Raw genomic sequence first — 25710 nt, forward strand, 5'->3', positions numbered from 1 at the left:
TCTTTCGGAATCTAACTTCCAGCGAACAAGGTAAATCACTATGGCAGGCGGAAAAGAAGTACGCACAAAAATTGCCAGCATCAAGAGCACGCAGAAGATTACTGCCGCAATGGAAATGGTTGCAGCCAGTAAGATGCGTAGAGCTCAGGATCGCATGGCACTGGGGCGTCCCTACGCCCAGCGCATACGCGCAGTGATCGGCCACGTCGCCAACGCTTCGGCCGAGTACCAGCATATTTACCTGCAGGAGCGCGAGGCCAAGCGGGTCGGTTTTATCCTGGTATCCACTGACCGCGGACTCTGTGGTGGCCTGAACATCAACATGTTCAAGGCGGCTATTCGCGAGATGCAGGCGTGGTCCGAAAAAGGCGTTGACGTAGAAGTCTGCGCGGTAGGTAACAAGGCGGCCAGTTTCTTTAACGCCATCGGCAGCAAGGTTGTCGCAGCAGTTCGCGACCTGGGCGATGCGCCCCAGGCCAACAAGCTGATTGGCTCAGTTAAGGTAATGCTGGACCGTTACGCAGAAGGCGATATCGATCGCCTGTTCCTGGTATCCAACGAGTTTATCAACACCATGTCACAGAAGCCGCGGGTTGAGCAATTGCTGCCGCTGCCGAAAGACGAAGATGAAAAACTCATGCACGAGTGGGACTACCTCTACGAGCCGGATCCGGTTGAATTGCTGGATGGATTGCTGGCTCGCTATATCGAGTCTCAGGTATACCAGGCAGTAGTTGAAAACAAAGCCTGTGAGCAGGCAGCGCGTATGATCGCGATGAAGAGCGCCACCGATAACGCCGGTGAGCTGATCGATCAGTTGCAGCTTGTCTACAACAAGGCGCGCCAGGCGGCCATTACCCAGGAACTGTCCGAAATTGTCGGCGGTGCGGCGGCGGTTTAATCCGCTGCCCCTAGCAGTAATGGTCAGCCTAGAAAGAATTTAAAGCTGAGGATCCGGAAATGAGTAACGGGCAAATTGTGCAAGTGATCGGAGCGGTCATCGACGTGGAATTCCCACGCGATTCTGTTCCGAATGTATACGACGCACTGGTGGTTGAGGACAAGAACCTCACCATGGAAGTGCAGCAGCAGTTGGGTGACGGCGTGGTACGCGCTATTGCCATGGGTTCATCCGAAGGTATCAGCCGCGGTCTGCCCGTGCGCAATACCGGCGCTCCGGTTTCTGTACCGGTAGGCCTGGAAACCCTCGGTCGCATCATGGACGTGCTCGGCAACCCGATTGACGAGTGTGGCCCCATCGGTGAGAAAGAGCGCTCCTCTATCCACCGCGCTGCACCGACCTACGAAGAGCAGTCCAGCTCTACCGAACTGCTGGAAACCGGCATCAAGGTAATCGACCTGGTTTGCCCGTTCGCCAAGGGTGGTAAGGTTGGTCTGTTCGGTGGTGCCGGTGTAGGTAAAACCGTAAACATGATGGAACTGATCAACAACATCGCTACCGAGCACTCCGGTCTGTCCGTGTTCGCAGGTGTTGGTGAGCGTACCCGTGAAGGTAACGACTTCTACTACGAGATGGCTGAATCCGGCGTTGTTGACCTGGAAAACAAAGCCAACTCCAAAGTGGCGATGGTTTACGGCCAGATGAATGAGCCGCCCGGCAACCGTCTGCGCGTAGCCCTGACCGGCCTGACCATGGCGGAAAAATTCCGTGATGAAGGCAAAGACGTACTGTTGTTCGTCGACAACATCTACCGTTACACCCTGGCCGGTACCGAAGTATCCGCACTGCTGGGCCGTATGCCTTCTGCGGTAGGTTACCAGCCGACTCTGGCGGAAGAGATGGGCGTTCTGCAGGAGCGTATTACCTCCACCAAGACTGGCTCTATCACCTCTATCCAGGCGGTATACGTACCGGCGGATGACTTGACTGACCCGTCTCCGGCGACCACCTTCGCGCACTTGGACTCCACTGTAGTACTGAGTCGTGACATTGCCGCTAAAGGTATCTACCCGGCTGTTGACCCGCTGGATTCAACCTCTCGTCAGCTGGACCCGCAGGTAATCGGTCAGGAGCACTACGAAGTGGCTCGTGGCGTACAGTCCGTATTGCAGCGCTACAAAGAGCTGAAGGACATCATCGCGATCCTGGGTATGGACGAACTGTCTGAAGAAGACAAGCAGATCGTAGCCCGCGCCCGTAAGATCGAGCGTTTCCTGTCCCAGCCTTTCCACGTTGCGGAAATCTTCACTGGTGCACCAGGTAAATATGTTTCCCTGAAAGAAACCATCCGTGGCTTCCAGGGCATCCTGAACGGTGAGTATGACCACATGCCTGAACAGGCCTTCTACATGGTGGGAACCATCGACGAAGCCGTGGAAAAAGCCAACAAAACCAAAGGCTAAGCCAGAGAGGCATATACTATGGCCATGACAGTACATTGTGACATTGTCAGCGCCGAGCAGTCTCTCTTCTCCGGATTGGTGCAGATGGTGATTGTGAGTGGTATCGAAGGTGAGCTGGGTCTCTCCTACGGCCATGCGCAACTGCTTACTGCCCTGAAGCCCGGTCCGGTACGCATCATCAAGCCCGGTGGTGAAGAGGAAGTACTGTTCGTCAGCGGTGGCTACGCCGAAGTGCAGCCGAACATGGTTACCATCCTCGCGGATGTAGCCGAGCGTGAAATTGACGAGGAAGCCGCGCAGAAGGCCCGCGAAGAAGCGGAACACGCCCTGCACAAAGCGCCTTCTGAAGTTGATTATGCGCGTATCTCAGCCCAGCTGGCCGAAGCCGAGGCGCGTCTGCGCACTCTGCAGGCAATCCGCAAGGCGGCCGGCAAGTAAGCAGCGCTTGCATTCGTGTAAAGCGCCTACTTCAAGGCGATAAAAAAGCAGCTTCGGCTGCTTTTTTTGTATTCTTGGTTCTCACTTTACCTTCCCCCTGTTTTTGAAAGTCACTCCCTACTCTATGTGCCCATAGGGGTAGATCTAAGTTGTACGAGGTATCTACATTGAAGCCCACCTTTAAAAAACTCTTCACAATATCAACTTTAATTTACCTACTGGCCGGATGTGGTGGCGGCTCATCCGGCGGAGGCGATGATAATCGTGAACAGAAAACAGATAACGAAAACCCAAGCGCCAGTATCCTGTTTCCATCTGCCAACGGATTGTGGAGTGATCGGGAAACATTGATCGTCCGCGGGAGTGCGACAGACAATGTTGGGGTGGAAAATGTGCTGGTAAACGGGATAGAAGCTGATTCCGATGATGGCTTTAAAACTTGGCAAGTAGAAATACCGTTGACTGCAGGTGAAACCACGGGCATCAATGTAGAGGTCACTGATGTTAATGGAAATAGAACCCCGGAAGCTGCTTTTTTAACTGTAAACGCCTATGACAATTTTGACAGTTATAGGTTTTGCAGCCCTTTGGCATACGATGATGATAGAAATGTAGCCTATACGTTTAACCCTGTTAGGGAAATTAGTCTGGAAAAGATGCAAGAGAGATTTATCTCCTCAAGTCTTACTGATGTCGTCGGTGCGAAATACGATGCGATTACAGGAAATTTTTTAGTTATTGAAAAAGACAGGTTGTTGTTGGTTGATAGGGATTTTAATGTAGTAAACAGCATTTCAGAAACTGATGATGAATCACTATCTTTTGGCAAGAGGCCCCAGATTTCAATTGATGATAGTAGTGGAGATATTTATGTTCAAAATTATTGGCCGAGCTCCTTAATAAAAGTTGATCCTGCCACAGGTGAGAGAGAAAAAATATCAGAGTTTCAGTATGTAGATGGAAGTTCCGTAGGCTACCTAAACCAGGGACTTGGAATTAAAGGTGGCAGATTTTTTGTACTCGAAGAGAAGGCATTACTGGAATTAAATCCATTTACATGGGCGGCAAGTGAAATTTCAGGGAAAAATATAGGTGCAGGAGAGTCTTTTTACAGTATAAAAGGTCTATCTGTCGATTTAGAGAATAACAAAGCCTACGTGGGCGACCACCATAGTAGATTGTTTGAAATTGATTTAACAACAGGTGATCGAGAGGTAATTTCTTCTGAACTGGATGCCGGTGAAGAAAATCTCAATTTCGACTCAGCTAGAAATGGCTTTTTGGATGTAGGGCCTTTTATTCTAATTAATTCCTGCCTGACTGGGCATACTTTCTCAATCAATAAGGAAAGTGGAGAGAGGAGTCGCTTATCCAGAAAAATTAGAGGGGATGGGCCCTTAATTTCTGTAAGTGAAGATCCTATCTTTGACCAAGATAATAACCGTATTATCGTTCTGAATGATAGTTATGGTAACTCTGATTTATTTTCTGATTTCGATAAGATTCAGCAAGTTATTTCTGTAGATCTACAAACTGGGCACAGATCCATTCTATCAGGACCAAACTATGGCGAAGGTATCATTAAAGGCTATTTTAATAATCTGGCTGTAGACGATAGAAATGGAAATATTTACACAACGGAATCTGTATCCAATAGTATCGTCAAAATAGACCCTAATAACGGGAATCGAACCATAATTTCAGGAGTGGAAATAGGAGTTGGTGAAAACCTTATGGGGTCGAGAGCTCTAGCTGTAGATTCGACACAAAATCGAATATTAACTATATCTGGATCTTCATTGATTGCTGTTGATATAGAGACAGGAAATCGAAATGTAATAACAGATTTTACGTATATGGATATGTGGCATCCACAATATATATCCTTGAACTCGAATTCTTCGCACGTCTACATTTCGGATGTTCATGGAACTATCAACAAAATTGACCTGAATAGTCAGGAAATAACCACAGTATCAGGTAAGGATATTGGCAGTGGACCAAGTATGAATGAACTTGGCTTTATGGTGTTTGATGAGTTAAATAATCAAATAATTATTGAGGATTATAATCATACTGAAGGAGATGAATTCCCAATTGATATTGAGCTTCTGGCTGTAGATCTGGAAACTGGAGATAGAACTTTGTTGCTGAATCTTCAGGAGAAGAATAATGAGGATATGCTGATTTCACCTGTGATTGATACTAAAGAGAATAAAGTATATCTGGCTATGCCTAATAGAAGTATCGCTGTTTTTGATATGCAAACAAAGCAGTATTTAACTGTAACACAATAGTTTTTAATTGTTCTTGCGCCAGCAATATTTTTTCTGGCGCTTATGAGCCTCCTAGCTTAGTTTTCAAGGGGGCCGGGTATATATTGTTGAATTGAAACGCTGCTGACAGATTTTCGTAGAGAGAGAATCTATTTATACAGACATACTAATGTCTTTATTAGTGATTTAATCGATTTTCTCACAAAATTTCGCTCCAATGTTGTATGCCAAAAATCTAGTTGTTTCAGGTTAATAAATAGTTTTATTAATTTTTTATGAGATTTTGGTTTTATTTAAAAGTTATCTTTATTTTAGAAAAAATTTTATGTCAACTGTCCATGCTTCTGGGTGAAAGTACGACCTCTGTGTACATTTAATCATGTCACTCTTGCTTTCACATTTCTCTATATTAGTTTGTTGTATGCGTGATACCTTTCCAAAGGTGGTTGGTGTTAGTAGATAATTAAATTATACATTCTGTCTTTATTTGAGCTCATTTCGTAAACCTGTGTAAATAAGTGCCTTGCGTACAAAATCATAATATCTTTCTGTCACATTCTCTATACTAGTTATTGGCTGCCTAAGCTAAGTTTATGTTTTAAATTTAAAGTGGCGCTGATTTATGGTTCTCAATAAGTTGTATCAGGCCTCATTTCGAAAAGTTTCGATTTTTCTGACATTTTTTTTGTTGTTCTTGGGTGTAAATAGCCACTCTCAATTCTATGACGCCCCCACTCCTGCCGAATATCTCAGTAACACCAAGCATTTTTATATTCCCGGTAATATTTTTGTCACAGGAATCACTCCTGAGAAAAATAGGGTGCCAAGCCACCTAAAAGAATTTGGGTTTTATCACTCCGGTTGGGATGAAGATGATATCCCTGAAGTCGCAAGATTCTCTACTTTCGTTGATATTTGGTACTTCGATAAAGACCTAATGGCAATTGCCAGGAAGCATGGGTTAAAGATCTGGGTGGCTTTGGCCCCTATTTTTTTTAAGGATTTTGGGAAAAGTAAGCAGGAGGATTATCTGGATAGATGGGAAAAAGCCAGGCAAGAGTTGCTGCCTTTTAAAGATATTATTTACGCTTTTGATCCGCTAGATGAACCCTTCCAAAGATCTCTGTTACCGGATAAAGATTTGAAAAATTACCTTGAGGAGATTGGAGAATTGATAAGGAGAGATTTTCCTAAGGCAAAACTTGCTATTACATTTACACACAACACTGTGAGTCAGGCTAGATTCCAGCTAATCGTACCAGAGAACTACAATTTATTCGGTGTTGATCACTATGTTGGGGTGAACTTTCAGGACGAAATTGTTGAAAAATTGATGCATAAAACTCAGCATATGGATGCTAAATATTATTTAATTCCGAGAGGGTTCAAGACCACTAATCGAGATTATGGAATTTTATCAGAGGCACAACTTATTTCTCGAGCTCGACAAGCTTATAACTTTGCTATTTCAAATTCCAAGGTGGAAGTGATGTTTCCTTTTCATTGGAAAGGATTTGCCGAAAATTCAAAAGAATATATTGGCGCCGAGAGTATGCCCAACTTACTCCAACAGTACGAGAGAATTGGTAGAGCAATTTCCAGGAATCGATAGAGAAAGTGGAGGATTAGTCGATGATAAAGAATCCTGATCATGTAACCATCGCTGTCACCAATTTGGGAAAAAGCCAAAAATTCTTTGAATTATTAGATTTTGAATTGGAGATTACTGATGTTATTTCAGGAAATAAAATCTCTAAATATCTGGAGGTCCCCAATGTTCAGGCAGACCATTTAACAATGGTTTTGAAGAATGCTGAGCCAAGATTTGAAATTCAGTTGTTACACTTCCGTACACCAAGGATATTTTCTGATTCCAATTTATTAAATCTGGCAAGACCTGGCTATAACCATCTTTGCTTGAGGGTTGATGATATCGAGTTTTCTGTGGACTACTTGAAGAAAAATGGAGTTCATATTCGTGGTCAGATTATAGAGTATTTGAGCAGAAAGTTGGTATACATTGAGGGTCCTGAATACATCACGATAGAGTTGGCTGAATGGCTGTGATGAAAAAATAAGCCTTATAACCTTTTTACAAGATTAATTTTTTACAAGTTTATTCTAATCCCACAGCAAGAACTTCCCTACTGGCGTAAAAATCTCTCGAAAAATAATAGTATTAAAATAAACTATTCTCTCCGTTTTCAGGGAGAGAATCATGTCAGATCATTTGATTTTATATACTAACCCCCAGTCCCGCGGATGCATAGTACGCTGGATGCTAGAAGAATTGGGCTTATCTTATCGTACAGAGGTACTTGAGTACGGTGAACCTATGAAGACCACCGAATATCTTGCTATCAATCCAATGGGTAAGGTACCTACTCTGGTTCATGGTGGGAGAATTATTACAGAAGCTTCAGCTATATGTGTTTACTTGGCGGAAGTGTTCCCTGAGTCAGAATTGGCGCCAATGAATGATGATGAGAGAGCGAGCTTTTATCGCTGGATGTTTTTTGCGGCTGGCCCTATGGAATCTGCCATTGTGAATAAATATATCTTTGGGGAAGAGGTAGGTGCAGACAAGCAGCTAATGCTCGGTTACGGTTCCTATCAGTTGGCATTAGACACACTTTCTAAGGTGATTAAGTCCGGCCCCTATATTCTCGGTGAGCGTTTTACTGCAGCGGATGTTTATATAGGCGCCCAGTTAGAATGGGGGCTGCAGTTTGGCACTATAGAGAAGAGAATAGAGTTTCAGGAGTATGTTGAGCGCTTATCTAAACGTGAAGCTTTCCAGCGAGCGCATGCATTGGATAAAGCTCTAATAGAAGAGGTTAATGAAGTTTAGTTATCACTTTTTGAGATTACTATGTAAAGCCTCGCTATGCGAGGCTTTTTAATGGATGAGTGTTAAAGTCTGGAGAAAAGTATTGGATGCATTTGAACTTCACCGGTAATTATGTAGAGTGAATAATTACCTCATATTTTTTATGAATTTTTTAATTTAATGGCGAGGCTAGTTAGAGCCTTGTTCAAGTCCAAAGCAGCTATCCTGAATGCTGTGTCGCATCTTCCCATGATGTAATTTTTTTCATCTCCCATTCTGATTTTCTATGAGTATCAATAGCGATAGACCCAAGAGTGAGCGGGTGGTTTTGTGTGAACAGATGGATGCCAGCCTGCATGAATATGAACGTGAGAGTCGCTCTCTGTTGTGGTCATCTATTGCTGCGGGATTGGAAATTGGTTTTAGTTTTTTCTTGATGATGGTGCTGTTTAGCAGTTTTCATGAAGAGCTGGATAAATCGGCGTTACACCTTGTGTTGTCGATGAGTTACCCGGTTGGCTTTATTTTGGTCATTATAGGGCGCACAGATCTTTTTACCGAACATACGACATTGGCAATTTTACCAGTTGCCGATAGAAGGCAGCGTTTGCGTGATCTGGGGCGTATCTGGGGATTCATTTATCTCGGCAATATGATTGGCACTTTTTTATTTGCGTTGATACTGGTGGGTTATGCCTCAGTCAGTCAAAACATTGTCTCAGCAGGTTTTGATTACTATGGTCAAAAGCTGATTAGTGCGAATAATAGTGCGTTATGTCTTGGTGCAATTTTGGCTGGATGGCTAATGGGTTTACTCGGTTGGCTGGTTTCATCCAGTACTGACACCATTAGTCGAATAATGTTTATTGCAATAGTGACCTTTGTAATCGGTCTGGGCAGTCTGCCGCATTGCGTAGCAGGGGCCGTAGCAATATTTAGTGCCTGGATAGGTGGTGATGGCTCGGTAGGTTTGATGGAAGTACTGCGCTTTCAAATCTTAGCCACGTTGGGTAATACCTTTGGTGGGGCCGTATTTGTGGGTCTTTTGAAATATGGCTACATCACCAATAATTTGCCCTCGCCGAAAACTCTCTTTAGTAGGGTTATAAGAGATAGGTAATTGGGCGCTTTGATAGTTCTCCGCGCCCTAGAAGTTGTATCCGGCGGAAACCACCGGATACAAACTAAGACTCTGGTAATTAATGTACCCAGTGGTGGCGTTCCATCTTCTCCTGTACTGCTTCTGCCGTAGGAGCGGGCATAGCGCTGATAGGCAGGCGTTCGTGGAAGAATGCCAAGCGTTCGCCGGCACCGACTTCGTTCATGGTCTCTGCCTCAAACACACGGCCATTAATTACCGTGTAGGTAATGTTCTCTGACAGGCGCAGGTTATCCAAGGGGTTGCCGTCAACCACGATCAGGTCAGCCAGCTTACCAGCTTCAATGCTGCCGATATCACCGTCCATACCCAGGTAGCGGGCACCATCGATGGTACCGGCACGGAAGGCTTCCCAGGGGGTAAAGCCGCCCTGCTCCATCATCCACATCTCCCAGTGGGCTCCAAGTCCTTCGCGCTGGCCGTGGGCGCCAATATGTACGGTGACACCTTGGTCACGCAGCTGCTTGGCCTGACGGGCCACATTAAAGTGGTTGTAGTGGGCATCCGGCGCAGTGGGGCGACGGATAGAGCGGGGGTTAACGATAAAATCGGGGGTAAAGCGGGTCAGGCGCTCGTTCTTCCATACCTCGGTGCGGTCATACCAGTACTCCTCACCCCAGAGGCCGCCGTAGGCTACGACGAAGGTCGGTGTATAACCCACTTGGGTTTGCCTCCACAGTTGCTCCACATCGCCGTAGACATTGGCGATCGGCAGTGAGTGCTCGATACCGGTGTGCCCGTCCACAATCATGTTCATATTGTGCTGGTACTTACCGCCGCCCTCGGGCACTACCATAATGCCGGCTTCGCGGGCTGCCTGCAGCACTTGCTGGCGCTGGTCACGGCGGGGCTGGTTGTAGCTCTTCACCGAGATGGCGCCCATTTCCTTGAGGCGGTTGACGTGGAACTGAGCGTCCTCCAGGGAATTGATCTTGGCTTTGTAGCCTGGACCTTTGGCGCCATATAGGATGGTGCCAGTAGAGAAAATACGCGGTCCGGTAATCAGGCCGGCCTTTTGCATTTCTGCGGCGGAGAATATCTCGCTGCTGTCATTGGAGGGGTCGTGAATCGTGGTCACGCCAAATGCCAGACTGGAGAACAGGTTCCAGTTTTGTTGCGGGATAATTTCTTCGCGACCCTGAGCGCCGTGGGCATGAGCGTCAATCAGCCCTGGCAATACAGTTTTGCCGGTGATATCGATACGCTTCGCCTCGGCGGGAATTTCCACTTCTGCAGCTGGGCCCACCGCGACAATGCGGTTGCCCCGGAACAGAACCACGCCATCCTCGATAATTTCGCGGGTGTTCTCCGCATCGCGCATAGTGACGACTTTGCCACCGGTGAGGGCAACGAGGCCAGCGCGATTGTCGAAGGACCGCTCAAAGCTCAGGTCGATGCCTTCAGAAACCGGCTCTGGTAGTTCCTCCGGGGCACCGGCGACAAATTCGAAGGCGTCTTTCAGTTCGCGCTCGAACAGCTTGGGCCCGTGTGCCCAGCCAAGGGTGTCACTATCGGCGGACCAGTGCAGGTTTTCACCGGCGCGCTTGGATACCTGGGTGACTTTGACCGCTTTGCTATCGGGGCCGATCACCTCGGACTTGCCGGTGTGCATAAAGGGCGCGACGAAAGCTTTGAAGTCTTGGGTAAAGGCGACCCACTTGCTGTCCGGAGACAGGCGGAAGGAAGTAATCTCAGCGCCGTGCAGGTGCTCACGCTCATCTTTGCCTTCCAGGTTGGTGCTCTTCAATACGCGCTTGCCGCCGCCGGCGTGTTGGTACTCGGAGAAATAGATACGGTCCTCGCTAGCGCCGAAGTGTGGCTCGTAGCCGGACTTCACGACCCGGCGTTGCCAGTCGCCGTCGACGTCTGCCAGATAGATACCCGGTTCTAAAGAGTACTCGGGGCTGAGCAGGTAACCGCCGGTAAAGCGGCGGTAGGCCACGGTGTCACCACTGGGGGAGAAGCTCGGCTCTACGTAGAGGCCGGGCTGTTTGGTGATGTTCTTGCCGCGACCGCTGCGGGCGGATACTACACGCACATGACCGAGTTTTTGGTCGTCCCAGGTGACATAGGTGATCTCGCGACCATCGCGGGACCAGCTGGGATAGAATTCAAAGTGGTCGTCCTGGCGGGTCAGCCGGCGGCGCTCACCACTAGCGATATCCTGAATGTAAATCTTGCCCAATGCCTGGAAAGCGACCTGCTTGCCGTTGGGGGATTTTTGCGCCCAGCGAATCATTTTCACATCGAAGGTGTCCGGGGCTACTTCCACAGGGAAGCGCACCGCATCCGCGACCTGTTTCTCGACCTTCACATGGGCTTCAATCGGCGCAACGCTGTCGCCGTTGATGGAGATGCGCAGGAATTTACCGCCAGTCCAAACGACCAATGACTCACCATCGGGCATCCAGTCGTATTGAACGTAGTTACCATGAGGGCCGAAAATTTCCTGTAGGTCTCGCTCAAGGCCGGCGTAAACAGGGGTTTCCAGCCCAGTATCCAAATCTTTCAGGAACAGGGAGGTCTGGTTGTCCTGGCGGCGAATAAAGGCCAGTTTGCTGCCATCCGGAGAGGGCACTGGCGCCACCGCGCCACCGGGACCAGAGATAAAGGTTTCCTCTTCACCGTCCTGTAGGTCGTAGCGCTTGATGGCAAATATTTCTTTGGTCGAGTTCTTGTTGTACTCCCATACGGTACCGGGTGTGGTATCGATGGAGTAATAGACGTAGCGTCCATCTGGAGAGAAGGCCGGATCGGCAATATTCTTCTGGGCGATATCGCCACCGATACGCTCTTTCAATTGGCGACCTTCACCCCCACCGTAGTGGTACATCCAGATTTCACCGGCGGGAATACTGCGGCCGGACATAAAACCTTTACGTGCTACCAGATACTGGCCATCGGGGCTCCAGTTGGGCGAGTGCAGCAGGTTTTCCTTCTCTGTGGTGAGCTGGCGAAGGTTGTCGCCATTGCGATCCATCAACCAAATGTTGTCGGCGCCGTCGCGGTCACTGATAAATACGATGTTCTTGCCATCCGGGCTAAAGCGCGGCTGCATATTCCAGGCGATTTCATTGGTCAGGGCTACTGCCTCGCCGCCTGCTACCGGCACTGTGTAGATATCGCCAAGCATATCGAACAGGATGGTTTTGCCATCTGGGCTGATATCCAGGTTGCTCCAGGTGGTCTCGCGGGTGTCCAACTGGATCAGTTTAAATTCGTAGGGCGGCTTGTTGATATCCCAGGATTGGGCTTCCGCCTTATCTCCTTCTTTTTCTTCAGCGCTTTCTGCTTCTGCTACGGCTCCCAGAGGCAGGGACAGCATAAGCGCTGCCAGAGCCAATAAATGGCGCCGTGGTTTTTTTTGCTCGATTGTATTCATGGACAATTTCCCTCCACCGCATTGTCTGCGTTGGCTCTGACTGTACTGTTGTAATGGGCAACGTATTGATCTTCAGGAGGCTAAATTACCGGGATTGCCGTCCGGCGGCAATCACGATGAGTTAAGCGACAAGCTGTTACATCGGGTTGAGTTACAGCTGACTAGTAGCCACAATGCTGACAAATTTAAGGAGTTAGTGAGATTTCAGACCATTATGACTATTGACGTAGTAATTTTGGCTGCGGGCAAAGGTTCCCGTATGCGATCGGACCTGCCCAAAGTGCTGCACCCGATTGGCGGAATTCCCATGTTGGGACATGTCATTGAGACGGCGCGACAGTTGCAGGGGGTTGAAATTACCGTGGTTGTCGGACACGGCGCAGACCAGGTACGTCAGCGCTTTGCCGATAGTGGTGTGAAGTTTGTTGAGCAGACGGAACAGCTGGGCACCGGCCACGCTGTGGCACAGGCTATCCCTCAGTTCCGCGAGGGTGCCACCGTGTTGGTACTTTATGGTGATGTGCCATTGGTCAGGGCGGGAACTCTACAGTCCCTGCTGTCGGCTGCGGATCATGGCCCAGCCCTGCTCTCGGTAGAAATGGCCAATCCGGCCGGTTATGGGCGCATAGTACGCGATACGTCGGGTCGGGTGCGGGCGATTGTAGAAGAGAAAGATGCGGATGCCGATACACTGGCTATTAGTGAGGTGAACACCGGTATCCTGGCGGCGCCGGCAGATCTGCTGGCTCGTTGGTTACCTGAGTTGTCTTGTGAGAATGCCCAGGGCGAGTATTACCTGACCGATGTCATCGCACGTTCTGTGAGTGAGGAGATCGCGGTGACGGGCGAGCGTGCCAGTGACACGCTGGAAGTCGCCGGTGTCAACAGCCGCGCCCAGCAGGCTCAGATGGAGCGGGCCTTACAACATACCCGCGCAGTGGCACTGATGAATGCCGGTGTCACTTTGCTCGATCCAGCCCGGATCGACATCCGTGGCAGCCTCGAATGCGATACCGATGTATCCATTGATATCAACTGTATCTTCGAAGGTGATGTCTCACTGGGCAAGGGAGTACAGATTGGCCCCAATTGCCTGCTAAAAGATTGCCGTCTGGCGGATGGTACCTGTGTAGAGGCCAATTCTGTCATTGAAGGTGCCCATGTGGGTGAAGCTTGTACCATCGGTCCTTTTGCTCGCCTGCGCCCTGGCACCGAGCTGGCTGACGGAGCCAAGGTGGGTAACTTTGTAGAGACTAAAAAGGCCAAGGTGGGAGTCGGTAGCAAGATTAATCACCTCTCCTATGTGGGGGATTCAGTTGTGGGTGAGTCTGTGAATATCGGTGCCGGCACCATCACCTGTAATTACGATGGTGTGAATAAGTCCCTCACTGAAATTGGTGACGGCGCCTTTATTGGTTCCAATACCGCTCTGGTTGCTCCGGTGAAAGTTGGCAGTGGTGCCACCATAGGAGCGGGCTCGACCATTACCCGGGAGGTGGGTAGTGAAGAGCTGGCCGTGGCGCGGGGCAAGCAACGCAATATCACCGGTTGGGAACGTCCCATCAAACGAAATTAGTTTTTACCCTTCCTAAAAGGGGAAACCCGCTGGAAAATCGAATTCCGGCGGGATTTCACTCCTCCCACCCGGTGGGATACCTCCTTTCCATTAAACTTGCGCTTCGGGAACAAAAGGAATGGCCCGATGCACAAGCCCAGAATGCAGCTGCTCGCCAGCTTTGATATCGCCTCTCTACAGTACCTGGATGAGTCAGGACAAACTACGCAGGCGCTACCCGATTTCGCTACCCCGGATACTCTGGTTGCCCTATACCGGCAGATGACCTTGGCGCGTATGGTCGATGATCGTGCGGTGAAGATGCAGCGCACCGGTCAACTCGGTACCTACCCGTCCAGCCTTGGGCAGGAAGCGATCGGTGTGGGTGTCGGTGCCGCCATGGCAAAAGAAGACGTCTACTGCCCCAATTACCGGGAAACCGGTGCTCTTTTGGAGCGCGGTGTGCGTATAGAGGAAATCTACGCTATTTGGGGAGGAGATGAACGCGGCCAGAACTATCGCCACGTATGCGAGGATCTACCGCTAAGCGTACCTATTGCCACGCAAATGTTGCATGGGGCCGGCGTTGCCTTTGCGCTCAAATATAAACACGAGCAGCTGGGGGAGCCTATACGTGCGGCGGTTACCAGTGGCGGTGACGGCGCCACTTCCAAGGGAGATTTCTATGAGGCGATCAACCTAGCAGGGGATTGGAAGTTGCCGCTGGTGGTGGTGATCAATAACAACCAGTGGGCCATCTCCCTACCCCGTTCTGGGCAGACTGCTTGTAAGACCCTCGCACAGAAGGCAATCGCCGCCGGAATCCCCAGTTTACAGGTTGATGGCAACGACGTGATCGCTGTGTATCAGGCCGTGTTAGAGGCGCTGCAACTGGCCCATGAAGGTGGCGGGCCTTCATTGATTGAGGCGGTGACTTATCGTCTGTGCGATCACACCACTGCGGATGATGCCAGCCGCTACCAACCACAAGAGGGCGTCAAAGAAGCTTGGGGTAGGGAGCCGCTCAGGCGGCTGAGAATCTATTTGGAAAGCCTGGGTATCTGGGGAGATGCACAGGAAGAGGAATTACAGCGGGAGTTGAAGGAGATACTGGAGGAGGCAGTGCGGGTGTATCGGCAAACTCCTCGAGATAAGTCTACGGCTATTTTCGATCACCTCTATGGAACCTTGCCCGAGGCCTTTATCGAGCAATACCAACAATTGCAGGGGGACAGCTGATGGCGCAAATTACCCTGGTAGAAGCGATTACCCAGGCGCTCGCTTTCGAAATGCAGAGAGACCCCAAGGTGGTTGTCTTCGGTGAGGATGTGGGACTGAACGGCGGCGTTTTTCGTGCTACCGATGGCCTGCAGGCGCGTTTTGGCCATGAACGGGTACTGGATACTCCGCTGGCGGAAAATATGATTGCCGGGATTGCGATTGGTATGGCGGTGCAGGGCCTGCGACCGGTGGCGGAATTTCAGTTTATGGGGTTTATCTATCCCGGTCTCGATCAGATCCTCAGCCACGCCGCGCGCTATCGCAATCGCACTCGCGGTCGTCTCTCCTGCCCGATTGTCTACCGGGCCCCCTATGGAGGCGGAATCCATGCACCAGAGCATCATTCGGAGAGCACTGAGGCACTGTTCGCCCATATTCCCGGATTGCGCTTAGTGGTGCCCTCTTCTCCGGCGCGGGCCTATGGATTGTTACTGGCGGCGATCCGCGATCCAGACCCGGTTGTCTTTCTCGAACCCAAGAGGATCTACCGTGCGGTGCGCCAGGAAGTCGTCGACAATGGTGAGGCTCTGCCGCTGGACCGTGCCTTTGTCTTGCGAGAGGGCAGTGATATCACCTTGATCGCCTGGGGAGCTTCGCTGAAGGAGACCCTGCAGGTTGCCGAGCAGCTCTCCACTGAAGGCATCGAAGCGGAGGTGATCGATCTCGCCACTCTAAAACCCCTGGATATTCACACCATTATTGATTCTTTGGAGAAAACCCACCGCTGTGTCTTGATACATGAAGCCGCACGTTTTTGTGGTCTGGGTGCTGAGGTGGCTTCACAGATCAATGAATACGCCTTTGACCTATTGCATGCACCGGTACAAAGAGTAACGGGGTTCGATACGGTGATGCCCTATTACCAGCTTGAAGATGTCTACCTACCCGGTGTGCCGCGAATTATGACGGCGGTGCGCGAAGTGCTTGAATACGCAAATGGAGGGGTGGCATGAAAATTTTTACCCTGCCCGACCTCGGTGAGGGGTTGCCGGATGCAGTAGTGCGGGAATGGCATGTGCACGAAGGAGATGAAATTGCCGCCCACGAAAGCCTGGTAACCGTTGAGACCGCCAAAGCTCTGGTAGAAGTTCCAGCTCCTTGGGGAGGCAGAATAGAAAAGCTGTTTGCAGAGCCGGATCAAACCGTCAATGTGGGTGAGCCCTTAGTGGGCTTTGTCGCTGAAGGCAGTAACCAAGAGACATCGCAATCAGCAGTGCCTGCTGAGGCTTCTTCTCCCAAAGAGTCTGTCATTCAGGAAGAATCTGAAAAGGAACAAGTGTGCGGCGCATCGGCACCTAATCGGCCGCGGGCTGACAGTGGAACGGTGGTTGGGAAGCTCGAACAGAGTGAAGATGTCCTCGGCGCCGAGCAGGGCCTTACTGAGGGACCTAAACGGCTGGCAACACCCTCGGTTCGTGCCCTAGCCCGGCGCCTGGGGGTGAATTTGGAACAGCTCTCCACGGACGGGGGAGTGATCACAGCTGCACAGGTGCGCTCTGCCGCGGGGGCAAAATTTAGTGCAGCGGAAATAGCTACCGGTCAAGCTGAGCAAAATACAAGGAAGCCTTTGCCTGAGAGGGATTTGGTAAAAGCTCAAGAGCCTAGGGAAATTATGTCCCCGGCGCGGCGTGCCATGGGCCTATCCATGAGCCGCGCTAGGGACCAGGTAGCGCAGATTACTCTGTGTGATGATGCGGATATCTCCAGCTGGTGGGGCAGCGAACCGGCATTATTGAGACTGATTCGCGCTGTGCAGTCTGCCTGTGCTGCGGAGCCTACCCTCAATGCGTATTTCCAAGATGATCAGCTGTATCCTCAACAGCCCGTCAATATCGGATTGGCGGTAGATTCCCCGCGAGGCCTTTATGTCCCTGTGCTCAAAGATGTAGCCACGCGATCAGATGACTCACTGATGGCCCAGGTGGCCGACTTCAAGCATCAGGCCAGGGAGACCGGAATCGCCCAGAGCGATTTGCAGGGCGCAACGATTCTCTTGTCCAACTTTGGTGCTATTGCCGGGCGCTATGCGACACCCGTTGTATTGCCCCCTACGGTGGCTATTGTCGGTGCGGGCAGGGTTTGCCAAGGAGTCGTCGTCATAGACCGTTGGCCGGCTATGCGGCCACTGTTGCCGCTTTCTATTAGTGCTGATCATCGAGCGGTGACCGGCGGTGAATTGGCGCGCTTTCTCCAGGCGATGCTAGCCGCGCTTTCCACCTGAGTAGCGGCATCATTTCTGCTGTTTCCCTGTTGGGCCTCTGCCTTTTTGAAATTCCTGTGGGAATTTATCTTTCATTTTGCTATCTTTAAGTTTCGAAATGAAAGTTGGCAAGTTATGTCGAAACGCAATACCCAACAACGCCGCCATGGGATTATGAGTCTTTTGAATGAAACTGGGGAGGCCAGTGTCGAAGATTTAGCAAGGCGTTTCGAAACTTCAGAAGTTACGATTCGAAAGGATCTTACTGCGATGGAAAACCACGGCTTGCTGCTGCGTCGCCGTGGTGGTGCCATACCGGTACCGCGGGAATTAGTTGTAGAGGAAGGGCCATCGGAAGTGAAGCGCGCCATTGGCCGCACTGCGGCGGCCTTGATTCCCGACCACCATCGCATCGTGATTGATTACGGCCGCACGACTGCGGCGATGATCCCCGAGCTGGAATCTAAGCGCGGTCTGGTGGTTATGACCAACTCGCTGCATGTGGCCAATGCCCTGCGGGAACTGGAAAACGAGCCAACCCTGTTAATGACAGGTGGCACCTGGGACCCCCACTTCGAGGCTTTTCAAGGCAAGGTGGCGGAACAGGTTTTGCGCGATTACGACTTTGACAGAGCGTTTATTGGTGCGGATGGCATAGATCTGGAGCGAGGCACTTGTACTTTTAACGAGCAAATAGGCCTATCCAGGGTGATGGCGCAAGTTGCTCGGGAAGTTGTGGTATTGGCGGAGTCCAGCAAGGTTGGCAGGCGTATTCCCAACCTGGAGCTATCCTGGTCAAAAGTCGATGTACTGGTGACAGATTCTGGTTTGGAAGAGAGTGCGCGCGAGCAATTGCAAGATTTGGGGGTGCGGGTGATTTGCGCATCGCCAAAATCAGTTGCAGGCGACTAACGAAAGAACAAACAAAAATTTTAGGATTTGAGAGGAGATCGGTATGTGTGGGATTGTTGGGGCACTGGCCCAGCGCAATGTAACGGGTATTCTTCTCGAGGGCCTGCGCCGCCTGGAGTACCGCGGTTACGATTCTGCGGGCGTCTGCCTTCGCGATAATGAAGGCCAGCTACAGTTGCGCAAGAGTTTGGGTAAGGTTGTAGACCTGGAGGCCAAGCTGAAGGTCGATCCCACTGAGGGCCATCAAGGCATTGCCCACACACGCTGGGCTACCCATGGAGTGCCTTCCGACGAAAACGCCCATCCACATATGTCTGAACATATCACCCTGGTGCACAACGGGATTATTGAGAATCACCAGGCTCTGCGCGAGGAGCTACAGGCCAAGGGCTATGAATTCGCCTCCGATACCGATACCGAAGTGGTGGTTCACCTGATTCACTCCCTGAGCACAGAGGGCCTGGGGGTGGTGGATGCGGTTAGCAAGGCGACCAAGATGCTGGAGGGTGCCTACGCCCTCGCCGTGATCAGCAGAGAGGAGCCTGAGGTCCTGGCTTGTGCGCGCTACGGTAGCCCCTTGGTCTTGGGCGTTGGCATTGAGGAGAACTTTATCGCCTCAGACCCGATGGCACTGCGCCAGGTAACCGATCGTTTTATTTTCCTCGAAGAGGGGGATGTGGCGGAAGTGCGTCGCAGTGGGATTTCCATTCGCAATAAGCAAGGTGAAGAAGTGAGCCATCCGGTGCATAAGCTGGATAGGGGCCACGACGTTGCCGACAAGGGGCGCTATCGCCACTATATGCAGAAGGAAATCTTCGAACAGCCGGAGGTTGTGGCGGCGACTTTGGCCGGGCGCATTGGAGAACATTCGGTTTCGGTGTTGTCCCAGGCGCTGGGTAGCCGCGCCCAGGAAATCCTGCCCAAGGTAGAGCAGGTACAGATCGTCGCCTGCGGTACCAGCTACCACGCGGGAATGGTGGCGCGCTATTGGCTGGAGGACTGGGCGGGAGTGCCTTGCTCCGTGGAGGTGGCCAGTGAGATCCGCTACCGCAAGACTGTTGTTCGTCCGGGTACTTTGTTCGTGACTATTTCTCAGTCCGGCGAAACTGCGGATACCCTGGCGGCTCTGCGTCAGGCCAAAAAACTTGGTTACCTGGGTTTTATGACGATTTGCAATGTGCCCAACAGTTCTCTGGTGCGTGAGTCTGAACTTTCGCTGATGACGGAAGCGGGCCCGGAAATTGGTGTGGCCTCTACCAAAGCCTTCACCACCCAATTGGTGGCCCTGCAGTTATTCAGTATTGCGTTGGCCAAGGCCAACGGCCTCCCCAGTGAGCGTGAAGCGGAACTAGTTAGTGCGCTACATCAGCTGCCGAAGCTGATGGAAGAGTTCACCGGCCTCGATGCACTAGTTCAACATACCAGTGAGGCTTTTGCGGAGAAGAATCATGCGTTGTTCCTCGGCCGTGGTGTCGAGTTTCCTATCGCCCTTGAAGGCGCATTAAAGCTTAAGGAAATCTCTTATATCCACGCAGAAGCCTATCCGGCAGGTGAGCTCAAGCACGGCCCGCTGGCACTGGTAGATGCGGATATGCCAGTAATTGTTGTGGCCCCCAATGACGAGCTGTTGGAAAAGCTTAAGTCCAACTTGCAGGAAGTGCGTGCGCGCGGTGGACAGCTGTTTGTCTTTGCCAGCCCCAAGGCCGGCTTCACCAGCGAGCAAGGGGTTACCGTAGTGGAAGTGCCGGACTCCCCAGAAAGTTTGGCACCTATCCTCTATACCGTGCCCCTGCAGTTGCTCAGCTATCATGTGGCGTTGCTGAAAGGCACCGATGTAGATCAGCCTAGGAACCTGGCTAAGTCGGTGACGGTAGAGTAATTCCCCAAGGCCATGGATGGCTTATGAACAAATCCGCGCAGCGCTTGAGCTTTACCACGTCGGATGGGGTAAAGCTCAGCTATCTGTGTGCCGGGACTGGTCCGACCCTACTGATACTGCACGGTTGGTCTCAAGGGGCGGCCCTGTTCAAGCATCAACTTGCCGGTTTATGTGATCGCTACCGAGTCATTGCTCTCGATATGCGTGGCCACGGTCAGTCAGAAAAACCCTTGTATGGCTACCGTATTGCCCGCTTGGCGAAGGACTTACAGGAGTTGATCACAGCCCTGGACCCGGCCCCTCTCTATCTACTTGGCCACTCGGCCGGTGCTTCGGTGATCTGGAATTACCTGGAGATATTTGGCGATACGCGAGTCTCCAAACTGATTTTTATTGATGAACCCGCCGCCTTACTTGCCCAGCCTTATTGGTCTGAACAAGAGCGTTTGCAGGCCGGTGCAATCCTCACTGCCAAACAGCTCTTCCAGTTTACCGGTCAACTGCGTAGCTCCCAGGGCGAGCAGGCAACCCGTGACATTTTGATGTCAATGGTGACTCCGGCAATGACACAGGATCAGAGGGAAGAGCTGGTTGGGGTCAATTTGCAGTTCCCGCGCGCTCTGGCGGCGCGCCTGTTTATTGACAATGTTACTCGCGATTGGCGGGATTTTATCCCCAGAATTGAAAAACCCACTTTGATCGCCTTCGGCCGTGCCAGCCCTCACCCAGTAGAGTGCCAGCAATGGATTCATCAACAAATTAAAGGTTCTCGGTTGGAGATTATCGAGGCTGCAGATGGAGGCAGCCATTTCCTATTTCTTGAAGCACCACAGAGGTTTAATCGGTTGCTGTGTGATTTTCTCGCCAGTTAGTCGGGTTTAAATAGAGGCCTGTTAATATTTTTCTGGCTGGATGGATTATTATCCGCTGGTTTTCCACAGGTACTCTGTTACCTGGTCTGCGTTCTTTTTCGGTGGGTAAGATAGGGAGTGTTATTAACAGGTTGGAGTTTTAAAATTTACCCTACGGCAGCAGGTGGCTGTTGATGTGGATAAGTAGTTTTTAAAAAATCCAACTTTCCCAAAATTATGCACAAGGAACTCTAATTTATGAGAAAGACCTTAGGTTATTAATAATCTTTCCCTATTTTTAATGAACTCTCTCTAGAGAGTATCTCTCTACCGATGCCAGAGGTGCCTATTCGAAATTAATTGTTAGGTTTACAGCGTTTCGGTTAACTCTTTTCCCTCTTGTATGGATCTTTGTTTCTTAAAGCGTCTGTGATCTTGCTTAGGCGCTAAAGCCCACACTTTCAATGACTTTGTGAAGCCTCGGTAATCCTCTTTCCTATACTGGCGGAATGGCTGACCTGTTAAGTCGGGTTAAAAATTGCAGTGCCGCGGTCTTTCAAAGGAATATGAGTGTGCGATGCACTATCTCGTTGTTGCTCTACTGTTACTGCTGGTAGTGGCGCTCAGCCTGATTGTCGCTAGAGTTTTGCCTTTTCCTGTCCCCTTGCCTCTTATTCAAATTTTAGGTGGTGTTCTTCTCGGCGCCGTGTTCGGCATAAAAATACCATTAGACCCAGAAATATTTTTTCTGCTTTTTATTCCACCTTTGCTTTTTTTGGCTGGCTGGCGCATTCCCAAGGGTGCTCTTTTCAGAGATCTAGGTTCGATAATTACCTTGGCTGTAGGGCTGGTAATATTTACCGTATTTGGCATGGGGTTTTTTATCGCTTGGTTGTTGCCGATTATGCCGATCGCCATGGCATTTGCACTAGCAGCAATACTTGCCCCCACGGACCCTGTGGCCGTATCGGTTGTGCAGGGCACCAATAATATTCCCCCAAGGCTTGAGCATATTCTTGCTGGAGAATCATTATTTAATGATGCCTCTGGGCTTGATATCTTTCGTATTGCTTTGGCTGCGGCGATGACTGGCAGTTTTTCTTTTCCACAGGCCGTAACCGGTTTTTTTTGGGTTGCCATAGGAGGGGTTGCCATTGGTGCGGGGGTGGCATTTATCTGTGGCTATCTGTTGCGCTGGTTGGTGTACCTTCGCGGTGAGGATACGGCGATCCAGATTTTGGTAAGCTTATTGGTCCCTTTTGCCGCCTACCAAGCCGGTCAAAGTGTAGGTGTGTCGGGAATTCTTGCTGCTGCAAGTGCGGGAATTGCCACTCATTACACCAGCTTGCATGGTTCAGAAAAATCCGCTACACGGATGGACCGTAGAGCAGTTTGGAATACCGTACAAACTGTGCTCGATGGCATTATCTTCGTGCTGCTGGGGGAACAGCTGGTGCGCCTTATCGATGTAGATTCGAGTTGGGCTCAGGATATTGGATTAGGTTGGATTGTATTGTATGTCCTGGCAATTTCTTTTGTTCTTTTGATGCTGCGTTTTATCTGGGTTTGGGTATCGCTTTATCTCTCGCGCTTTCGCCGCAACCTTCCCTCTCTCTCTACTCAATTTGCTCTGGTCAGTGTGTTGAGCGTGGCTGGTGTGCGTGGGGCTATCACTCTTGCTGGTGCATTTTCAATGCCTCTTTTAATGCCTGATGGCAAACCATTGCCTGGCCGTGAAGCATCTATAGCGATAGCTATGGGGGTAATTCTGATTTCATTATTGGTCGCCAGTATTTTCCTACCATTTCTTCTTAGGCGCTTACCAGATACGCCCAGTCTTGCGGCGATTGGCGATGAAAAGGGAGCAAGGGTTTCTGCCGCCAAGGCGGCTGAACATCGGCTGATCAGTTTGCGTAAAGAAATAGATGTACACTGGAAAAATAAAGAGATTGCCTACGAGGCGATCGATCACCTGCTGGAGATATACCGTCGGCGCATCAACATCGGTGATGATGAAGCGGGCGAGACGGTATGGTTGAGGGCACGGGTGGAACGCCGTTTTCGTCTGGCGGCATTGGCCGCAGAGCGACAGCGTCTTTTGGAACTCCGTGTGAGCCGAGAGATTGATGATGAGTTGCACAGAAAATTAGTGCTCGAAGTTGATCTGATAGAGGCCAGTATTTTGTCTAAGGAATAGAGGTTTTCCCGGATCAATATTCGCAATAGGTTGGGAAAGGTATGAAGTATATAGAGCTGCTAAGTGTTGATGGCGTATCTATCTTTAAAGAGCGGAAAATAATCCAGAAGAACCATCAGCCACTTGGGGATTATTCTGATCCCTATCAGGTGCGGCAGATATATTTTCGTGAGTTCGATGAGCATCAGATTTTTGATTGGCACTGCGCGCCACGAGAGCAGTTTATTTTTTATCTGGAAGGTGAGGTGAAAATAACGACCAGCTCTGGTGAGCAGCATATTTTTAGAGCTGGCGATATTTTATTAGCCAAGGATTTGTGTGGAAAGGGACATGTGAGTGAAACTCTGATACCAGGTCGGGCTGTGATCGCTGTGCTCGATCACAGCTCCGCAGTTGGCCACTAAGTCGCACTCAACCACATTGCGCTCAAAAGTTTGCGCCGTCAGCCAATACCCTAATTTGGGTAAAAGCTATATTGGCGCTATGTTTCTAAGTCTTTTATCGGCACAGGCATGGGGCCACTTAAGACCTTTCGGTCTCCACTTTCGCCTCTTCCCAGTAATGATCCAGGTGCAGGTCCCTATCGCGGCGGTCTTCTTGTAGAGCCTGCAAGAGTTGTTCACGATAGATACGACTTTGCGCGATGTGCTGTGCCTCATCGCGCCAGTAGGGAAACAGTGCCTCCAGCATACGCTGGTCGTGCTGTTTAAACTTGCGTGCAGCGCGGCGCGCTTGCAAGGGGCTGAGTCCCAGCAGCTCCAGGGCCTTCTCACCAATTGCCAAGGCGGGATCGACGGTCTCGCGAAAAATATATTTTACCCCGGCTTCCATCAGCGCGTATTGGTGCATACGGCTGCGCGCCCGCGCGAGAATCTTTAAGTGCGGAAAGTGTTTTTGCAGCTGCGCGATGATCTCCAAAGACGCGGCCTGATCACTCAATGTGAGTATCACCAGGCGTGCCTGGGCGGCGCCGGCGGCGCGCAGTAGGTCTTCCCGCGTGGCATCACCGTAATAGGCCTCAATACCATAGCGACGAACCAAATCCAGCTGTTCGGCGTTGCGCTCTAGTAGGGTGGTGCTAAAACCACAGGCATTGAGCAGGCGTCCGGCAATCTGGCCGAAACGGCCGTAACCGATGATGATGACCGGTGAATTGGAATCCAGCGGTGGTTCGTGTTCGACTGCCTGTGGGGCTTCCGGGCCGATAAGAAAACGCGGCTGAATAAACCTTTCAAATACCAGTAACAGAATCGGTGTGAGCGCCATAGTCAGGGCGATCAGTGCTACCAACAAGCTGCTGGCTTCGGCGTCGAGTACTTGGATTTGAGTGGAAAAGGACACCAAAACGAAGCCAAATTCTCCCGCCTGGGCCAGGGATAGAGCGAATAACCAATCCTCGCCCTTGGACATGCGCAGAAACCTTGCCAATAAGAACAGAACGCCAAATTTCACCACTACCAGGGCTACTACCAGGCCAAACAACAGCAGTGGGTTTTGCGCGATCTGCGCAAAGTTCAGGCTGGCGCCTACAGCGATAAAGAAAAGTCCCAGTAACAATCCTTTGAACGGCTCAATATCTGCCTCCAGTTCGTGGCGAAACTCACTCTCCGCCAACAGTACTCCGGCGAGGAAAGTACCCAGAGCCGGTGAGAGGTCGAGCCAGCTCATTACCGCCGCTGCAGCGAAGACAATCAGCAGGGCGGTAACGGTAAACATTTCGCGTACCTGGCTACCAGCTACCAGGCGTAACAGCGGTCCCAGCAGATAGCGGCCGGTGATAGCGAAGGCAGCGATGGTGGCAATAACTGCAGCGGCATATCCCCATCCCTCCAAGCCGCTGGCGTGGGATTCGGCGGTAGTACCCGCGAGCAATGGCAGCAGGGCGAGAATGGGGATTACAGCGATATCCTGGAGTAACAGCACCGCAAAGGCACTGCGCCCGCCTTGAGTTTTGAGAAGCCCTTTTTCATTGAGGGACTGTAGGACGATAGCGGTGGAGGACAGGGCCAGGATCAAACCGATCGCTACGCCGGTGCGCCAGCTCATATCGAATAACCACAGCGCTATTGCCGCCACTGCAGCAGCGGTCAGGAGTAGTTGCGCGCTGCCGGTGCCGAGGATGGCGCCGCGCATTTGCCACAACTTTTTAGGTTGCATCTCCAGGCCGATCAAAAACAGCATCAACGCTACGCCGAATTCGGCCACATGCATTTCATCGCTGGCATCCCCCACCAGGCCCAGTGCGCTGGGTCCAATGGCCACCCCGGCCAGTAGGTATCCGAGTACGGAACCCAGGCCCAGGCGTGTGGCGATAGGCACAGCGATAACCGCGGCCCCCATAAAGATGACGGCTTCAACAAGGAAGTTAGAGTGTTCCATTGATCGA

The 25710-nt window shown here is 50.8% G+C and carries 19 protein-coding genes; 17 read left to right on the forward strand and 2 right to left on the reverse strand.

What is annotated here, in order from left to right; genetic code table 11:
• The first annotated feature begins 40 nt into the window (after nucleotides 1–40).
• From atpG to ACJJIT_RS19790, 8 genes are all read left to right on the forward strand, one after another.
• Complete coding sequence (gene atpG / locus ACJJIT_RS19755) at nucleotides 41–901, forward strand: F0F1 ATP synthase subunit gamma (RefSeq protein ID WP_252083949.1); 861 nt, start codon at nucleotides 41–43, stop codon at nucleotides 899–901.
• A gap of 59 nt (nucleotides 902–960) precedes the next feature.
• Nucleotides 961–2364 (forward strand): F0F1 ATP synthase subunit beta, encoded by a 1404-nt coding sequence (gene atpD, locus ACJJIT_RS19760; RefSeq protein WP_252083948.1) that lies wholly within the window; start codon nucleotides 961–963, stop codon nucleotides 2362–2364.
• A gap of 18 nt (nucleotides 2365–2382) precedes the next feature.
• Nucleotides 2383–2802, forward strand: coding sequence for a F0F1 ATP synthase subunit epsilon (locus tag ACJJIT_RS19765; RefSeq protein WP_020413901.1), 420 nt, complete (start codon nucleotides 2383–2385; stop codon nucleotides 2800–2802).
• Between the two features lie 167 nt (nucleotides 2803–2969).
• The gene (locus ACJJIT_RS19770; protein WP_444899441.1) at nucleotides 2970–5099 is read left to right on the forward strand and encodes a hypothetical protein; all 2130 of its coding nucleotides are present in this window, start codon (nucleotides 2970–2972) and stop codon (nucleotides 5097–5099) included.
• 601 nt (nucleotides 5100–5700) lie between these two features.
• On the forward strand, nucleotides 5701–6690 hold the full coding sequence (locus tag ACJJIT_RS19775; RefSeq protein ID WP_444899442.1) for a hypothetical protein: 990 nt from the start codon (nucleotides 5701–5703) through the stop codon (nucleotides 6688–6690).
• Nucleotides 6691–6710: 20 nt separating this feature from the next.
• Nucleotides 6711–7145: a VOC family protein gene (locus ACJJIT_RS19780; protein WP_444899443.1), complete on the forward strand. Its 435-nt coding sequence runs from the start codon at nucleotides 6711–6713 to the stop codon at nucleotides 7143–7145.
• Nucleotides 7146–7296: 151 nt separating this feature from the next.
• Nucleotides 7297–7929: a glutathione S-transferase family protein gene (locus ACJJIT_RS19785; RefSeq protein ID WP_444899444.1), complete on the forward strand. Its 633-nt coding sequence runs from the start codon at nucleotides 7297–7299 to the stop codon at nucleotides 7927–7929.
• Nucleotides 7930–8248: 319 nt separating this feature from the next.
• Nucleotides 8249–9028 carry a formate/nitrite transporter family protein gene (locus ACJJIT_RS19790; protein WP_444899445.1) on the forward strand — a complete coding sequence of 260 codons (780 nt, stop codon included), beginning with the start codon at nucleotides 8249–8251 and terminating at the stop codon, nucleotides 9026–9028.
• A gap of 79 nt (nucleotides 9029–9107) precedes the next feature.
• Here the strand turns inward: ACJJIT_RS19790 and ACJJIT_RS19795 are convergent, their stop codons facing one another.
• Nucleotides 9108–12449, reverse strand: a complete 3342-nt coding sequence (locus tag ACJJIT_RS19795; RefSeq protein WP_444899446.1) for an amidohydrolase family protein — start codon at nucleotides 12447–12449, stop codon at nucleotides 9108–9110.
• Between the two features lie 214 nt (nucleotides 12450–12663).
• Here ACJJIT_RS19795 and glmU point away from each other — a divergent pair, with 214 nt between their 5' ends.
• The 9 genes from glmU (at nucleotide 12664) to ACJJIT_RS19840 (ending at nucleotide 23728) form a co-directional block, all read left to right on the forward strand.
• On the forward strand, nucleotides 12664–14025 hold the full coding sequence (gene glmU / locus ACJJIT_RS19800; RefSeq protein ID WP_444888889.1) for a bifunctional UDP-N-acetylglucosamine diphosphorylase/glucosamine-1-phosphate N-acetyltransferase GlmU: 1362 nt from the start codon (nucleotides 12664–12666) through the stop codon (nucleotides 14023–14025).
• 126 nt (nucleotides 14026–14151) lie between these two features.
• Nucleotides 14152–15243 carry a pyruvate dehydrogenase (acetyl-transferring) E1 component subunit alpha gene (pdhA, locus tag ACJJIT_RS19805; protein WP_444883241.1) on the forward strand — a complete coding sequence of 364 codons (1092 nt, stop codon included), beginning with the start codon at nucleotides 14152–14154 and terminating at the stop codon, nucleotides 15241–15243.
• Nucleotides 15243–16238: an alpha-ketoacid dehydrogenase subunit beta gene (locus ACJJIT_RS19810; protein WP_444883240.1), complete on the forward strand. Its 996-nt coding sequence runs from the start codon at nucleotides 15243–15245 to the stop codon at nucleotides 16236–16238. Before pdhA ends, ACJJIT_RS19810 begins: the two co-directional genes overlap by 1 nt.
• Nucleotides 16235–17506, forward strand: coding sequence for a dihydrolipoamide acetyltransferase family protein (locus ACJJIT_RS19815; RefSeq protein WP_444899447.1), 1272 nt, complete (start codon nucleotides 16235–16237; stop codon nucleotides 17504–17506). Before ACJJIT_RS19810 ends, ACJJIT_RS19815 begins: the two co-directional genes overlap by 4 nt.
• Nucleotides 17507–17620: 114 nt before the next feature.
• Nucleotides 17621–18397, forward strand: a complete 777-nt coding sequence (locus ACJJIT_RS19820; RefSeq protein WP_444883238.1) for a DeoR/GlpR family DNA-binding transcription regulator — start codon at nucleotides 17621–17623, stop codon at nucleotides 18395–18397.
• A 43-nt stretch (nucleotides 18398–18440) separates the two neighbouring features.
• Nucleotides 18441–20276 (forward strand): glutamine--fructose-6-phosphate transaminase (isomerizing), encoded by a 1836-nt coding sequence (gene glmS, locus ACJJIT_RS19825; RefSeq protein ID WP_444899448.1) that lies wholly within the window; start codon nucleotides 18441–18443, stop codon nucleotides 20274–20276.
• Nucleotides 20277–20299: 23 nt separating this feature from the next.
• Nucleotides 20300–21148 (forward strand): alpha/beta fold hydrolase, encoded by an 849-nt coding sequence (locus ACJJIT_RS19830; RefSeq protein WP_444899449.1) that lies wholly within the window; start codon nucleotides 20300–20302, stop codon nucleotides 21146–21148.
• Nucleotides 21149–21704: 556 nt separating this feature from the next.
• Nucleotides 21705–23324 carry a Na+/H+ antiporter gene (locus ACJJIT_RS19835; protein WP_252083935.1) on the forward strand — a complete coding sequence of 540 codons (1620 nt, stop codon included), beginning with the start codon at nucleotides 21705–21707 and terminating at the stop codon, nucleotides 23322–23324.
• A 41-nt stretch (nucleotides 23325–23365) separates the two neighbouring features.
• Complete coding sequence (locus ACJJIT_RS19840; RefSeq protein ID WP_444899450.1) at nucleotides 23366–23728, forward strand: cupin domain-containing protein; 363 nt, start codon at nucleotides 23366–23368, stop codon at nucleotides 23726–23728.
• Nucleotides 23729–23846: 118 nt separating this feature from the next.
• Here ACJJIT_RS19840 and ACJJIT_RS19845 read toward each other — a convergent pair whose 3' ends face one another.
• Nucleotides 23847–25703: a monovalent cation:proton antiporter-2 (CPA2) family protein gene (locus tag ACJJIT_RS19845; protein ID WP_444899451.1), complete on the reverse strand. Its 1857-nt coding sequence runs from the start codon at nucleotides 25701–25703 to the stop codon at nucleotides 23847–23849.
• Nucleotides 25704–25710: the final 7 nt, after the last annotated feature.

The organism is Microbulbifer mixtoriginis (SeqCode), from assembly GCF_052467515.1.